General features: G+C 66.4%; 14 protein-coding genes. 6 read left to right on the plus strand and 8 right to left on the minus strand.

The annotated features are described in order from the left end of the window. Nucleotides 1–172: 172 nt before the first annotated feature. Entirely contained in the window at nucleotides 173–529 is a 357-nt protein-coding gene (locus ACDELDRAFT_RS12380) for a DUF1304 domain-containing protein (RefSeq protein WP_005797171.1), read from the plus strand. Nucleotides 530–838: 309 nt separating this feature from the next. Here the strand turns inward: ACDELDRAFT_RS12380 and lolA are convergent, their stop codons facing one another. From lolA to ACDELDRAFT_RS12395, 3 genes are read right to left on the minus strand one after another with little or no spacing between them, the layout of a single operon-like run. Continuing rightward, a complete protein-coding gene (gene lolA, locus ACDELDRAFT_RS12385; protein ID WP_005797172.1) occupies nucleotides 839–1,471 on the minus strand; it encodes an outer membrane lipoprotein chaperone LolA in 633 nt (210 codons plus the stop codon). 40 nt (nucleotides 1,472–1,511) lie between these two features. Then, entirely contained in the window at nucleotides 1,512–3,845 is a 2,334-nt protein-coding gene (locus ACDELDRAFT_RS12390) for a DNA translocase FtsK (protein WP_005797174.1), read from the minus strand. A 57-nt stretch (nucleotides 3,846–3,902) separates the two neighbouring features. Next, nucleotides 3,903–4,580, minus strand: a complete 678-nt coding sequence (locus ACDELDRAFT_RS12395) for a Crp/Fnr family transcriptional regulator (protein WP_005797176.1) — start codon at nucleotides 4,578–4,580, stop codon at nucleotides 3,903–3,905. A gap of 188 nt (nucleotides 4,581–4,768) precedes the next feature. On the opposite strand from ACDELDRAFT_RS12395, the gene trxB reads away from it, so the two are divergent. From trxB to rpmG, 3 genes are all read left to right on the plus strand, one after another. Beyond that, nucleotides 4,769–5,722: a thioredoxin-disulfide reductase gene (trxB, locus tag ACDELDRAFT_RS12400; protein WP_005797178.1), complete on the plus strand. Its 954-nt coding sequence runs from the start codon at nucleotides 4,769–4,771 to the stop codon at nucleotides 5,720–5,722. A gap of 254 nt (nucleotides 5,723–5,976) precedes the next feature. Continuing rightward, entirely contained in the window at nucleotides 5,977–6,210 is a 234-nt protein-coding gene (gene rpmB / locus ACDELDRAFT_RS12405; protein ID WP_005797187.1) for a 50S ribosomal protein L28, read from the plus strand. A gap of 11 nt (nucleotides 6,211–6,221) precedes the next feature. Next, the gene (rpmG, locus tag ACDELDRAFT_RS12410) at nucleotides 6,222–6,392 is read left to right on the plus strand and encodes a 50S ribosomal protein L33 (RefSeq protein WP_005797189.1); all 171 of its coding nucleotides are present in this window, start codon (nucleotides 6,222–6,224) and stop codon (nucleotides 6,390–6,392) included. 150 nt (nucleotides 6,393–6,542) lie between these two features. Here rpmG and ACDELDRAFT_RS12415 read toward each other — a convergent pair whose 3' ends face one another. Next, nucleotides 6,543–8,054, minus strand: coding sequence for an aminotransferase-like domain-containing protein (locus ACDELDRAFT_RS12415; protein WP_005797191.1), 1,512 nt, complete (start codon nucleotides 8,052–8,054; stop codon nucleotides 6,543–6,545). Between the two features lie 235 nt (nucleotides 8,055–8,289). Between ACDELDRAFT_RS12415 and ACDELDRAFT_RS12420 the strand changes: the two genes are divergently transcribed. Then, entirely contained in the window at nucleotides 8,290–8,691 is a 402-nt protein-coding gene (locus tag ACDELDRAFT_RS12420; protein ID WP_005797192.1) for a hypothetical protein, read from the plus strand. Nucleotides 8,692–8,752: 61 nt separating this feature from the next. Here the strand turns inward: ACDELDRAFT_RS12420 and ACDELDRAFT_RS12425 are convergent, their stop codons facing one another. The 3 genes from ACDELDRAFT_RS12425 to ACDELDRAFT_RS12435 all read right to left on the minus strand — a co-directional run bounded on the left by ACDELDRAFT_RS12425 (nucleotide 8,753) and on the right by ACDELDRAFT_RS12435 (nucleotide 13,319). Next, entirely contained in the window at nucleotides 8,753–9,967 is a 1,215-nt protein-coding gene (locus tag ACDELDRAFT_RS12425; protein WP_005797194.1) for a DesA family fatty acid desaturase, read from the minus strand. A 197-nt stretch (nucleotides 9,968–10,164) separates the two neighbouring features. Continuing rightward, nucleotides 10,165–11,439, minus strand: a complete 1,275-nt coding sequence (locus ACDELDRAFT_RS12430) for an RsmB/NOP family class I SAM-dependent RNA methyltransferase (RefSeq protein WP_005797196.1) — start codon at nucleotides 11,437–11,439, stop codon at nucleotides 10,165–10,167. Nucleotides 11,440–11,465: 26 nt separating this feature from the next. Then, nucleotides 11,466–13,319 carry a M48 family metallopeptidase gene (locus tag ACDELDRAFT_RS12435; RefSeq protein WP_005797198.1) on the minus strand — a complete coding sequence of 618 codons (1,854 nt, stop codon included), beginning with the start codon at nucleotides 13,317–13,319 and terminating at the stop codon, nucleotides 11,466–11,468. A gap of 40 nt (nucleotides 13,320–13,359) precedes the next feature. Here ACDELDRAFT_RS12435 and ACDELDRAFT_RS12440 point away from each other — a divergent pair, with 40 nt between their 5' ends. Beyond that, a complete protein-coding gene (locus tag ACDELDRAFT_RS12440; RefSeq protein ID WP_005797200.1) occupies nucleotides 13,360–13,629 on the plus strand; it encodes a DUF1653 domain-containing protein in 270 nt (89 codons plus the stop codon). 160 nt (nucleotides 13,630–13,789) lie between these two features. Here the strand turns inward: ACDELDRAFT_RS12440 and ACDELDRAFT_RS12445 are convergent. Further along, nucleotides 13,790–14,360: IPTL-CTERM sorting domain-containing protein (locus ACDELDRAFT_RS12445; protein ID WP_005797202.1), on the minus strand; the 571-nt coding region annotated here is incomplete at its 5' end.

A 14,360-nucleotide genomic window follows, 5' to 3' on the forward strand; every position in this document is an offset into this window, starting at 1 on the left:
GCCTTTCGCCTTTCGCCTTTCGCCTTTCGCCTTTCGCCTTTCGCCTCACAGCCTGCTACCAACAACACCCCGCGCCCGACCGCATCGCCACCAGGCTGGCGAACGCAGGCGACACCCGCCGCCCCACGCCGCCCCCCACAATCCAGGGCCACCATTCTCGGAAGGAACCCGCATGACCCTCGCTGCCAACGCCATCGTCGCCCTCATCGGCCTGCTGCATGTCTACATCCTGGTGCTGGAGATGTTCCTGTGGGACAAGCCGGCCGGCCTGCGCGCCTTCGGGCAGACAGCCGCGCAGGCGGCCGCCACCAAGGCGCTCGCAGCAAACCAGGGGCTGTACAACGGCTTCCTGGCCGCCGGCCTGTTCTGGGGGCTGATCCTGGGCGAGGCAGGCACGGGCGTGAAGGTGTTTTTTCTGGTCTGCGTTGCGGTGGCCGGCCTGTACGGCGCCGCCACGGCCAGCCGCAAGATCCTCTTCATCCAGACCGTGCCGGCCGCGCTCGGCCTGGCATTGCTGCTGCTGCGCTGACCAGGCACGAAGCGGCTCTTATTTCTTGCCAAAACATGCACAGGTGCTCGTCTGGTCCGCGCATGCAGCTATTCAAATAGTAGCAAAAAAACCTGTCATGCCTTCCCGCCGCCGGCGCAGCAGCATCGCTGCGGGCGTCGCGGCTGCACGGCAGACAAGCAGCTGGGCGCCGAACGCCTTCGTCCCGCCGGGAAGCGGACAGCGATTCCTCCAGGGCATCGCAGCGGGCAGGCAAACCCAGCGCCAGTGAACGCCGGTGCCGGTGGCTCCCCTCGGCACCGGGCACAAGGGATTCCAAGGCAGGTCCGGTCACTGCCGCATCACGTCGGCGCCCTGCGGCGGCTGGAACTGGAAGGTGGCGGGCGGCAGCGTGGCATTGGTCTGCATGCCCGTGAAGCGGATGGCCGAACGCTGGCCGAAGCTGTCGAGAATGTCCAGCGCTGCCAGTTGCTCACCCGCAAAGCCCACCCGCACGCTCTGAAGCTGGCCTTCCTTGGCCTTCGGACGCGCCAGCACCCACTGCAATCCGTCCTGGTCTGGCGCCGCTTCGAGCGTGAAATCGGCCCGCAGCGCCGACAGGTCGGGGGTGGACGCCAGCAGCGCGGCGGGGGTGCTGCCCAGCGCCTTGGCCTGGGAGCGTTGCGTCACCTGGTTCAGATCGGCGTCGTACAGCCACAGCGTTTGCCCATCGGCCACGATGGTCTGCTCGAAAGGCTTCTTGTAGACGAACTTGAAACGCCCCGGCCGCTGGAACTCGAAAGTGCCGCTGCTGGTCTTGGTGCGTGCGGCCTGGCCATCCTTGGGGGGCGATGTGACCACCTGCGTGAACTCGGCACGGCCCGTGTGAACGCCCTTCATGAAGGATTCAAGGCTCTTCAAGCCATCAGCGCTTGCCAGTTGTGCGCTAGTAGCTATCAAAATAGCAGCAATCAATTTCTTCAACGAAAACTCCTGTCAGGGGGGCCGGACAACTCGCCAGCGCCTATTCGCTGCGGGCGGGCACCAGCACTTCGCGCTGACCGCTGGTTGTGAGGCCGCTCACCAATCCGGCCTTTTCCATGTCTTCCAGCAGCCGCGCCGAGCGGTTGTAGCCAATGCGCAGCTTGCGCTGCACGTACGAGATGCTGGCCTTGCGGTCCTTGAGCACCACTTCGACGGCCTGGTCGTACATGGGGTCCTTCTCGCCGCCTTCGCCGCCGCCGTCTCCTGACAGATCACCATCACCGTCCACAGTTCCGCCTTCGAGCACGCCCTCGATGTAGTCCGGCTCCCCTTGTTCCTTGAGGTAGCTGACGACACGGTGCACTTCTTCGTCCGACACGAAGGCCCCGTGCACGCGGATCGGCAGGCCCGTGCCGCTGGCCATATAGAGCATGTCGCCCATGCCCAGCAGGGCTTCGGCGCCCATCTGGTCGAGGATGGTGCGGCTGTCGATCTTCGAGCCCACCGAGAACGCGATGCGGGTGGGGATATTGGCCTTGATCAGGCCGGTGATCACATCCACGCTGGGCCGCTGGGTGGCCAGAATCAGGTGGATGCCGGCCGCGCGCGCCTTCTGCGCCAGGCGGGCAATCAGCTCTTCGATCTTCTTGCCCACCACCATCATCAGGTCGGCCAGCTCGTCGATGATGACCACGATGTGCGGCAGGCGCTGCAGCGGCTCGGGTTCTTCGGGCGTGAGGCTGAAGGGGTTGTAGATGAACTCCTCGCGCGCCTTGGCCTCGTCGATCTTGACGTTGTAGCCCGCCAGGTTGCGCACACCCAGCTTGGACATCAGCTTGTAGCGGCGCTCCATCTCGGCCACGCACCAGTTCAGGCCGTGGGCTGCCTGCTTCATGTCGGTGACCACGGGGGCCAGCAGGTGCGGAATGCCTTCGTAGACCGACATTTCGAGCATCTTGGGGTCGATCATCAACAAGCGCACATCGCGCGCCTCGGCCTTGTACAAGAGCGAGAGGATCATGGCGTTGATCCCCACCGACTTGCCCGAGCCCGTGGTACCGGCCACCAGCACGTGCGGCATCTTGGCGAGATCGGCCACCACCGGGTTGCCCACGATGTCCTTGCCCAGGCCCATGGTGAGCATGCTCTTGGCCTCGTGGTACACCTGAGAGCCCAGGATCTCGGACAGGCGGATGGACTGGCGCTTGGCGTTGGGCAGCTCCAGCGCCATGTAGTTCTTGCCTGGAATGGTCTCCACCACGCGGATGGACACCAGGCTGAGCGAACGCGCCAGGTCCTTGGCCAGGCCCACGATCTGCGAGCCCTTCACGCCCGTGGCGGGCTCGATCTCGTAGCGCGTGATCACCGGGCCGGGCATGGCCGCGACCACGCGCACTTCCACGCCGAAGTCCTTGAGCTTCTTCTCGATGAGGCGGCTGGTCATCTCCAGCGTTTCGGGCGCCACGGTTTCCTGGCGCTGCAGCGGGCCATCCAGCAGGTCCACCAGCGGCAGCTTGCTGTCCGGCATCTCGGTGAACAGCGGCTTTTGCCGCTCCTTCACCACGCGGGCGCTTTGCGGCACGTCCACCAGCACGGGCTCGATGATCTGCACGGGCTGGGGGTGGTGTTCTTCGCTTTCGGTGCGCTCTTCCAGCACCACGACCTCGCGCTCGCGGGCGGCCTTGCGGCCCACGGCCACGTCCTTGGCCACCTCGCGCTGGGCGCGGCGTGACTGCACCAGGGCATCGATCCGGGAGCCCAGCACCTCGGCCACGTGGCCCCACGAAAAACGGAACACCAGGGCAGCCCCCAGCACCAGCAGCACGATGCCCAGCAGCCCCGAGCCGGTAAAGCCCAGCCATTTGACGCTGGCAGGGCCCACGATGTAACCGAGCACGCCGCCAGCATGCCCCGGCAGCGAGCCCTCCAGCCGGTACAGGCGTGACCATTCGAGTGCTGCGCTGGCCCCCATCAGCAGCGCCAGTCCGCCCCAGAACAGGGCGCGGCGCGCCAGCGGCCCCGCAGCCCCAGCCACGGGCTCGCCGCCACGCATCCAACGCGCCAGCGCCGATATCCATGCGCGCACCCCCGCCGCTACGCACCACCACACCGAATAGCCCAGCGCGAAGTAGCTGCCATCGGCAAGCCAGGCGCCCAGCCGTCCGGCCCAGTTGGCCACCAGCGGACCGCTGCGCGTGCCCGAGGTGGACCACGCGGCGTCCTGCGCGGAATAACTGACCAATGCCAGGAGCCAGAAGACCAGCGCCAGCAGGCCGAGCACCAGGCCTATTTCCTGACCAAAGCGGGCCGCGCCCGTGCGGGGCGCCGACCTGGCCGAAGAGGATGCATTCAGGGTATTGAGGGAGTAGGTCATAACGTGCCGGGCGAGCTTACCCCAAGCATGCGGCGCCCGACCCGGCGGCGGCGCGCCTCAACCCAGCCCGTTCAGACGGTCCTTGAGCAGGGTGGCGCCGGTAGGGAGGGTTTCGATGAATCCGCGCTCTTCCAGGTCTTTCATGACCCGGCTGACCATTTCACGCGATGCGCCCACCATCTTGGCCAGATCCTGGCGCGAGATCTTCTCGCGGATCACCAGCTGGCCCTGGGCATCGGGCACGGCAAATTCCAGCAACGCGTGGGCCACCCTGCCGTACACATCCAGTAACGCCAGTGACTCAATCTTGCGATCGGCGTGGCGCAGGCGCTTGACGAGGCCGCGCATCACCACCAGCGACATCGAGGCGTTTTCCGCGAGGCAGCGCGCAAACTCGGTGCGCCCCAGCAGCAGCACGTCGGTCTGCACCTCGGCCCGCACCGTGGCCGAGTGCGGCTGGTTGTCGATGATGCTCATCTCGCCGATGTAATCGCCCTGCCCCAGGGTCGCCAGAATCACCTCGCGCCCGCGGCTGTCGGCCGTGAACACCCTGGCGCGGCCCATGAGCAGGATATACAGGGCATCCGACTTCTGGCCCTGCTCGACCAACACCTCTCCGCGCTTGAACCGGCGCTTGACCAGGGCACCGCTGACGGCTTCTGCCTGGCCCACGGTCAGCAAGGAAAAAAGGGGCACGCGCCGCAGAAGGTCGAGATTGGACAACATGGTCGACATCAGAAATATCTCCTCATTGAAGCGGCGCAACCGTTGCCGCAACGGGTTTTCGATGGGTTCTTACAATCGCGTTGATTGACAAGGGACTGTTTGAAAAAACCGCGCGCGGTCGATACTCAAGCTCTTGATCCCTCGTTTTTTTCAACAGCACCGGCGCAGCGGCCGGTTGCAAAACACAGGCTTTTACCATGTCCTCCACCCAACACGCGAAAGTTCTGATCCTCGGCTCCGGCCCCGCCGGCTACACGGCTGCTGTCTATGCCGCGCGCGCCAACCTGAACCCGGTGCTCATCACCGGCATCGCGCAGGGGGGCCAACTCATGACGACCACCGAAGTGGACAACTGGCCCGCCGACGTGCAGGGCGTGCAGGGCCCGGATCTCATGCAGCGCTTTCTGGAGCACGCCGAGCGCTTCAAGACGCAGATCATCTTCGACCACATCAACAAGGTCGACTTCAGCCAACGCCCCTTCACGCTCACGGGCGACAGCGGCACCTACACCTGTGACTCGCTGATCATCGCCACGGGCGCATCGGCCAAATACCTGGGCCTGCCTTCCGAGGAGGCGTTCATGGGCAAGGGCGTTTCGGGCTGCGCGACCTGCGACGGCTTTTTCTACCGCGATCAGGATGTGTGCGTGGTTGGCGGCGGCAACACTGCCGTCGAAGAGGCGCTTTATCTTTCGAACATCGCCCGCAAGGTCACTTTGGTGCACCGGCGCGACAAATTCAAGGCCGAGCCCATCCTCGTCGACAAGCTCAACGAGAAAGTGGCCGCCGGCAAGATCGAGCTCAAGGTGTTCCACACGCTGGACCAGGTGCTGGGCGACGCCACGGGCGTGACCGGCATCCGCATCAAGAGCACGCAGGACGGCAGCACCCAGGATATCGCGCTGCAGGGCTGCTTCATTGCCATCGGCCATGCACCCAACACCGATATCTTCCAAGGCCAATTGGCCATGGACAACGGCTACATCGTCACGCAAGGCGGCCTCAAGGGCTTTGCCACGCAGACCAGCGTGCCCGGCATCTTCGCAGCCGGCGACGTGCAGGACCACGTGTACCGCCAGGCCATCACCAGCGCAGGCACGGGTTGCATGGCCGCGCTGGACGCACAGCGCTTCCTGGAGCAGGAAGCCTGACAGGCCAGCCCCCGCATACGCCGCGGCGGGCCCTCGGGCACAGCCGCCTGGAGCGCCCCGCATCGACACCCGAACCGCATCAGGCTATAATTCGCGGCTTTGCTGAATTCGGCCCGCCACTTCTTGTGGAGCACCGGGCAGGCAAAATCGGGTTACCGCCACCCTTTCTGGCGAGGTGAGGCCGCAAGCCGGCCTTCGGGAACACCCCTGAAGGCGCCAGCGAACGGCCGTTATAAAAGTATCGGAGTGTCCTCATGGCACGCGTCTGCGACGTAACGGGCAAGAAGCCCATGGTCGGAAACAACGTTTCCCACGCCAACAACAAAACCAAGCGCCGGTTCCTGCCGAACCTGCAATACCGCCGTTTCTGGGTCGAGAGCGAAAACCGCTGGGTGCGCCTGCGCGTTTCGAGCGCTGCCCTGCGTTTGATCGACAAGAACGGTATCGACTCGGTGCTCGCAGACCTGCGTGCACGTGGTCAGGCTTAAGGAGAAGCACCATGGCAAGCAAAGGCGGACGCGACAAGATCAAGCTGGAATCCACTGCGGGTACCGGCCATTTCTACACCACGACCAAGAACAAGAAGACCATGCCCGAGAAAATGGCGATCATGAAGTTTGATCCCAAGGCTCGCAAGCACGTCGAGTACAAGGAAATGAAACTGAAGTAATTCAGCCTCGCTTTCCTGAAAACCGCCCCTGACCGGGCGGTTTTTTTATGCCCTTTTTTGCCAGGACCTACCCTGGTGCTGGCGGCTGCCATCCCGGGTTTTTCTCCCCCCCCTGTGCCGAGCCCTTTCCCTAGAGCCCTGATGGCCACCCTAGGCGGCCTTGCGCGGCAGCAGGGGCTGCTCGGCCAGTTGGCCGGCCATCAGGGTACCCAGCGTGCGGTAGCCCTCCTCCACCTGCGCGGTGAAAGGCATGCCGCAGCTCAGCCGCAGGAAATGCTCATAGCGCCCGGTGTTGCTGAACATGGGCCCCGGGGCGATGCGAATGCCACTGTGCAGGGCCTGGTCGTACAGCAGCGTGGACGAAATGCCGGCCGGCAGCTCCAGCCACAGGCTGAGCCCCCCCGGCGGCAGGCTCAGCCGCGTGCCGGCGGGAAAATACCGGGCCACGGCCTGCGCCGATTGCTCCCGTTGGATGCGCAGTTGCGCTCGCATCCGGCGCATGTGCCGCTCGTAGGCCGGCGAAGCCACGCTGCGTGCGGCCAACAACTGCGACCAAGTCTGCATGTTGCGCGTGCGTGCAAACTTGAGCATCTGCACCCGGGCCTGCCAACGCCCCGCACTCATCCACCCCTGGCGCAGGCCGGGCGCGAAACTCTTGCTGAGCGAGGCGCAATAGATCACTTGCCCCGCGTCGCCCGGCCGGTCCCAGGCCTTGGCGGGCCGCAGGGCGTGCGGCGACTCCACGAATTCGCGGTAGATGTCGTCTTCGATGAGGGCCAGCCCGTGCTCAACGCACAGCGCCACCAGGCGCTCCTTGTGCGCATCGGGCATCACGCTGCCCTGGGGCATCTGCAAATGGGGCACCACCACCACGCCCTTGAGCCGGGGCTCATTGCGCGCCGCCAGCTCCAGCGCCTCCAGCGACATGCCGGTGCGCGGGCTGCATGGAATCTCCAGCGCACGCAGCCCGCGCACCTCGATGGCTTGCAGGATGCCAAAAAAGGTGGGCGATTCGACGGCAATCACGTCGCCCGGCTCGGCCACTGCGTCCAGTGCCAAGTTGACGGCTTCGGAGTTGCCATGGGTTGCCCCGATGTCGGCCGGGGCCACGCACACGCCAAAGGTGAGCGCATGCCGGGCCATGGCCTGCTGGAACTCGGGGTGCGTCGTGGGCGCTGACGGGCCGTACACCAGGATGTCGGGCTGCTCACGCAGCAGCCCTTGCGCCAACCGGTTGAGCGCCTTTGCATCGAACAGGCTGGGCGCCGGCATGGCGCTGCCAAGGTCAAGCGGCACAGGTCCCGCACGGCGGGCCTTGTCGAGAAAAACCGAGATGCGCTCGTTGATGCCCGCAAAAACCTGCGGGTCGCGGGCCAGTGGCTCATGTACCTCAGGCTCTCGAGCCCCCGGCAGCGCCGACCCGCCCGGCCCACGCACGAAGTAGCCCACGCGCTCGCGCGCCTCCACGCGGCCTTCGGACTCAAGGTGGCGCAGCACCTGCAGCGCCGTGGTCAGGCTCACATGGTGGCGCTGGCACAGCTCGCGCACGGAGGGCATGCGCATGCCGGGCGCAAGGGTGCCGGCCGCGATGGCTTGCTCATACAAGGCCGCCAGTTGGCGGTAGAGAGGGTTTTCGCGGGAATCTGTGGAGCAAAGTGGCATGGACTGGATTGCAGAACGCCGCCACCCCAGGGGGCACAGCAGCCGGTCGGGGCATGGTGCCTCAACGCCATCCGCAGGTCCAGATACAGCCAGGGGCACAAATGACCAGAACAGGGCTCCCGCAATCGCAGCTGTTCTACCTCCTCTCGCTGGTGCGTGTACCTGTTGCAGCGGGTCTGGATTTTCTACGCTCATGCCCTTGCCACAGCTTTTTCACCGCGAGGACCCTCACACCATGCCATTCCACAGCCCGCCCGCTGCCACCGTACCCCCTCTCACGCTGCGCATGGCGGCAGGACAAAGCCTCTGGGCCTGCCTTGCGCCGGGCAGCCGATTGCACGCCACCCAGGGGACCGTGGCCATGCGCGTTGCGCCACGTGTGCAAGGACAGGTGCTGCACTCGCCTCCGGTAGCGCTGCTGAGGGCCGGCGACCATATGGTGTGGATGGAGCACCGCCAAGCCACCTGGGTACAGCTGGGCTGCGCCACGCACGGGCCCGCCGAGGTGGTCATCGTGGAAGACCTGTCCGCGCCCGGGTTGGCAGCCACCGCCTGGAACCTTCTGCGCGGGGCCGTTGCGGCCCGCGCGCCAGCCCGCACGAATGCGGCCCCCGCCGGCCTGCCCACTGCGCAATAAGCCAGGCGAAAAAAAGCCCTGCCAGCGGGCAGGGCCTGGGGCAAAACTGCGGCAGGCAGCGTCAGGCCTTGGCCGCGCGCAACCGCAGCGAGAACTCGCGCAGCGCTGCAACGCCGCTTTCTTCGGCGCGGCGGCACCATGCCTGCAGATCGGCGGTGAGCTGCTCGCGCGAGTGCGACGTGTTGAGCCACAACTGGCGCAGTTCTTCGCGCATGGTGACCATCGTGTCGAGGGCCGGGTGCGCGGCGCGCGCCTGGGCCAACTGCGGCCGGGCCACGTCGGGCACTTTCTCGGCGTCGCGGTGAAGCCAACGCCTGGCGGCCTTCAGCACCGAGGCATCTGCCTTGTGTGCCTGCAATGCGGCGATCTCTTCCTTGCAGGCCTGGCGCACACCCCGGGCATAACCGGCCATCACCTCGTAGCGGTTCGCAATGAGGGCTTCCAGCGTCTTTTCATCGGCCATTGGCTTCACGTCGCCCAACTGCAGCTTGGGCGGCACCTTCTTGACGGTGGCCCAGCCGATCTTCTTCATCAGGCTGATGTAGACCCAGCCCACGTCGAACTCGTAGGGCTTGACCGAAAACCGGGCCGACGTGGGATACGTGTGGTGGTTGTTGTGCAGCTCTTCGCCGCCGATGAGAATGCCCCACGGCGAAAGATTGGTGCTAGCGTCCTGCGCCTCGAAATTGCGATAGCCCCAGTAGTGGCCCACGCCATTGACCACGCCCGCCGCCCAGAAGGGAATCCAGAGCATCTGCACCGCCCACACAGCTGCGCCGAGCGCGCCAAACAGGGCCAGGTCCAGGAACAACATGAGAGCAACGCCCTGCCAGCTGAAGCGGCTGTACAGGTTGCGCTCCAGCCAGTCATCGGGCGTGCCGTGGCCGAATTTCTGCAGTGTCTGGATATTGCGGGACTCGGCGCGGTACAGCTCGGCGCCGCGCCACATCACGGTGCCCAGGCCCCGCGTCTGCGGGCTGTGCGGGTCGTCCACGGTTTCGCACTTGGCGTGGTGCTTGCGGTGGATGGCCACCCATTCCTTGGTGACCATGCCCGTGCCTATCCACAGCCAAAAACGGAAGAAGTGCGAGGGAATGGCATGCAGATCCAGCGCACGGTGCGCCTGTGCACGGTGCAGGAAGATCGTGACGGCCGCAATGGTGACGTGGGTGGTGGCCAGCGTGTACAGAACGATCTGCCACCAGGCCAGGCCCCACAGGCCATGGCCCAGCCAGTCGAGGGTGGCGTTCAGTAAGGCCCAGTCGGGTAACAGCATGTCAACTACCTTGCATCAGATAACAGGCGCCTGCGCGCGGATGAAACGGGAGTGGCGGGCGCCCGCTGGCTCAGGCCAGCCTCCAGAGGCGGCTCTGCAGCCCTGCGCTGGCCGTATGGCTTGCGATGCCAAGGCGCTACGACACTATGGCGCCCCGGTGCCCCGGCGCGCGAAGCTCGGCCACCCCGCACTGCGTTTTACGCTTTTTTGGTCCAGACCGCAGCGAAAAACCCATCCGTCTGGTGCAGATGGGGCCACAACCGCAAATAACGAGTGTTCGACGCTCCCCCGCTGCAAAGTGTGTGGGCAGCATCCACCTTGAGCTGCTCGAGCACCTGCCCAGCGTCGAGCACGTCGAAATCCGGGTGGTCGGCGCTGAACGCCTCGGCAATGGCCTCGTTTTCCTGCGGCAGGATGCTGCAGGTGGCATACACCAGGCGTCCGCCCGGCTTGAGCAGGCGGGCGGCGCTGGCCAGGATGGCCGCCTGCTTCACCACCAGTTCCTCCACGGCCTTGGCCGACTGGCGCCACTTGAGGTCGGGGTTGCGCCGCAGCGTTCCCAGGCCCGAACAGGGCGCGTCCACCAGCACGCGGTCGATCTTGCCGGCCAGGCGCTTGATGCGCTCGTCCCGCTCATGGGCGATGGCGGCAGGGTGCACGTTCGACAGCCCGCTGCGCGCCAGCCGCGGCTTGAGTGCATCCAGCCGATGGGCCGACACATCGAACGCATACAGCCGCCCGGTGTTGCGCATAGTGGCGCCAATGGCCAGCGTCTTGCCGCCGGCGCCCGCGCAGAAATCCACCACCATCTCGCCACGCTTGGCGTCCAGCAGCAAGGCCAGCAACTGCGAGCCCTCGTCCTGCACTTCGATCGCGCCGCGCGTGAAAGCATCCAGCTTGGTCAGCGCAGGCTTGTCGTCAATGCGCAGGCCCCAGGGTGAATACGGCGTGGGATGCGCCTTGATGCCCGCCTTCGCCAGCTCCTTCTGCACGTCGGCGCGTTTGTCCTTGAGGGCGTTGACGCGCAGATCCAGCGGCGCGCTCTGGGCCAGGCTTTCCACCAGCGGCCAGAAACCGTCGCCCAGCTGGTCCTTGAGGGGCTTGACCAGCCATTCGGGCAGGTTGTGGCGATGCCGCTCCATGAGGTCGTCCACCGTGACCGCATCGCACTGGTCGAGCCATTTTTTTTCCTGATCGGTCAGGGCGCTCTTGAGAAAATCACGCGGACCGTGAAACCCCAGGATGGCCAGACGGCGCTCTTTAGGGCCCGAGCCCGAGGGGGCCATGTGGTCAAACAGCAGTTTTTTGCGCAACACGGTGTAGACCGTTTCGGCCAGCGTGGCGCGCTCGCGCGGGCCCAGGCCCCGGTGATCGCGGAAAAACCGCGACACCACGGCGTCGGCGGGGTGTTCAAACGTGAGGGTGAGCCGCACCAGTTCGGCGCAGGCATCGAGAAGGACTTTGGGGTGCATGCCCCGATTGTCCCACTGCCCCCTGTTCAGCGCGTATAGACGGGCTCAAAGGCCGCACGCTGGATCTGCGCCAGCGTGGGCGACTCTCCGGCCCACAGCACCAGCGCCGGCCCGGGCAGTTCCAGCGACCGCTCAAGCGAGCGGCACAGCCGGTAGCGGCTCTCATCGTCCAGACCGGGAAGCTCGACGAAGACCAGGTAGGCCCTGCGCTGGGGAAACTCACGCAGGTTCTTGCGCACCAGCCAGCAGCGGGCCACCGGCGCGCAGCGCGCCAGCTCCACCTGCAATTCGCCCAGCTCGAACGCGCCCAGGTCATGCCGCGCGATCTGGCTAAAAAACGGTGTGCCCGACAGCTCCTGCCATGCGCGCTCTTCCGACTCCTGCGCGCGCTCCAGGCGCTCGCGCCAGAGCTTGAGCGCGGCGGCATCGTGATCGACGCCCGGACGCGGGGTTTCCAGCTCGGCCAGGGCTGTGCGCGCCGTCCACCAGCGGTCGGCGCTGCCGGCCTCCCACAGGCGCTGCAGACATTGCAGCCGCGCGCCACGGTCGGCTTCGGGCAGGCATTGCACCAGGCCGCGCAGGGCGCCGGGGTGATCGGGGCTCCGCTCCAGTGCCGCCTCATAGAGAAGCCTCACTTCGGCCTGCGGGTCAAGGTGGCGCATCAGCCGGGCCAGTTCCACCATTTCGCCTGCATTGTTCTGCGGTGCGCTGGCTTGCAGCACCTGCGCCCGGGCCCGCACGCGCCCGAGCCAGGCGTGGTGCAGCTTCCATTCGCTGGCATGGTCGCGGCACCACTGTTTGTCGAAATGCGCCACCCAGCGTTTGGCGTCGGGCCCCAGAAGGGCCAGCGCCCCTCCTTGCGACCACACCGGCAGCACTGCCGCGGCATCGAGCGCCTCGATGCGATCGCGCAAGCCCGGGTGGGTATCGTCCACACTGCTGATGCGCTTGAGGGCCTGGCGCAGAGTACCGTTGGCGAATTCATCCGTGACAGGCTCCGCAAGCCGGCGGCGCATGGCACGGTAAGGCCCCACCGGCAGGGGGTGGGCGACGGCGCCGGTCCAGTGCCGTCGCCAGAACTCCGCCTGCAGCCACGCGCCGCGCACCTCGATCTCCACCAGCGCGGCGGCGGCCACGTCACGGCCCAGCAACCGCCCCGCGATGCGGTCTGCCTCGTATTCGTCCTGGCGGGCCAGCGCGAAGGTACGGGCGGCAAAGCGCGGAAAGTACCAGCGCATGAAGGCCTGCGTGGCCGCGGCCACCGGCCCTTCACCCTGGGCAAGGCCCTGGTGCAGCCGCATCCAGCTCAGGCGGGTGCGGTAGATCCACGCGGCAAAGCGGCCGTGGTCGCCGCGCAGGTGCCCGTACTCGTGTGCCAGCACCGCCAGAAAGCGCGGCCGGTCAAGCGCCATGAGCAGCGGCAGCCCGATGCTGAGATGGTTCACCGCCCCGCCCAGAAGGCCCCAGCGCGGCAACTGATGGATGCTGGCGTTGAAATCGCCATCCAGGCGCACGCTGTGGATGGGCGGACCCTTGATCTTGCGGCGGATGCGTTCGAGCGCTTCGAAAAGATCAGGCGCCTCGCGGGCGGTGATTTCCACCCCGTCCGGCGCCTCCAGGCGTACCCACAGCGCGCGCAGGCTGGTCCACAACAGGCCCAACCCTCCCAGCAGCGCCCAGATCTGCCAGAACCGGAAGCGTCCATGCACCATCTGCGGCAGCACCCACGCGACAATGCCGCCACCCAGTGCCAGGCAGCCCAGCACCCATGCGTACCCCAGCGCGGCAAAAGCCGCCACGCCGCGCCGGTAGGCGTGGCTGTCGGCCGCGCTGGCATGCTCGCTCACGCGCACCAAGTGCACGAAATCTGCCTGATCCACAGGGCCCTCCCCTTATTCTTTTAATGCCGCCATCCTACCCATGAACGACGACGATCTTCCCGCGCTCATCCGCACTCCACCGGGCTTGTACCGCCACTACAAAGGCATGCTGTACGAAGTGATCGACACGGTGCGCCACAGCGAGACGCTGGAGCCCATGACGCTGTACCGCGCGCTGTATGGGCAGCGCGGCCTGTGGGTGCGGCCCGCGGCCATGTTCACCGAGAGCGTGGTGATCGACGGAGTGCGACAGCCGCGCTTTGCCGCCATCGGCGCCGGCACCGAAAATTCGGAGAAAGCCGGCCTCTAGGACGGAGCCCCGGAGAGCGGGCGTCGGGACCAGCAGCCGCCTGCGGTGCAGACGCTGCCGCGCCTCCACCTCATGCAACCTTGAGGCCCCCTAGGTGTTTTCATGCCCATGGGGGCGCTCTCATATTGCTCTTTTTTCAATAGCTGCTAGCGCTTACTTGTCAAGCGCTGGAGGCCGTTTTGGCTCGCAGCCTGCGCAACCCCGGCACAGCCGCCAGCGCGGCCAGCAGGGTGAGCAGCAGCAGGCCCCATTCGGAGAGCGTGGGAATGGCCTGCGCACCGCCGGCATTGCCCACGCCGCCGGGGTCGTCGATGGCGCCGTTCTTCTGCAGGTCGCCATCGCCCGCTCCGCCGTCGCTCAGTGTCAGCGTGACGCGGTTGCCTTCGATGCGCGCGCCCGCGAACCGGTACCAGTGCGGCTGGGCGTTGTCCTGGGTGGGGCCGTACTTCCAATACACGGAGCCCGGCGGCAGCGCCTCGGGGTAGGTCAGCACCACCTGGGCCTCGCTGCCCTGGGCGCCCAGCTCCAGACGCAGGCGCACCACGCCGTGCGGCAGCTTGACGCCCGCAGGCAAGGCCGGTGCGTTCAGGCTGGCCACGGTCTGCGTGCTGGCCTGGGTGAGCTGCCAACCGTTGGCGGGCTGGGCGTCCACGGTGAGGGGCTGGCCCGCTTGCGGCCCTTCGGGCACGGTCAGCGTGCTCTGCGCGAACTGGGCCACCGAGGTTTGCGCC

It is taken from the genome of Acidovorax delafieldii 2AN (assembly GCF_000175235.1).
GTDB lineage: Bacteria > Pseudomonadota > Gammaproteobacteria > Burkholderiales > Burkholderiaceae_C > Acidovorax > Acidovorax delafieldii_B.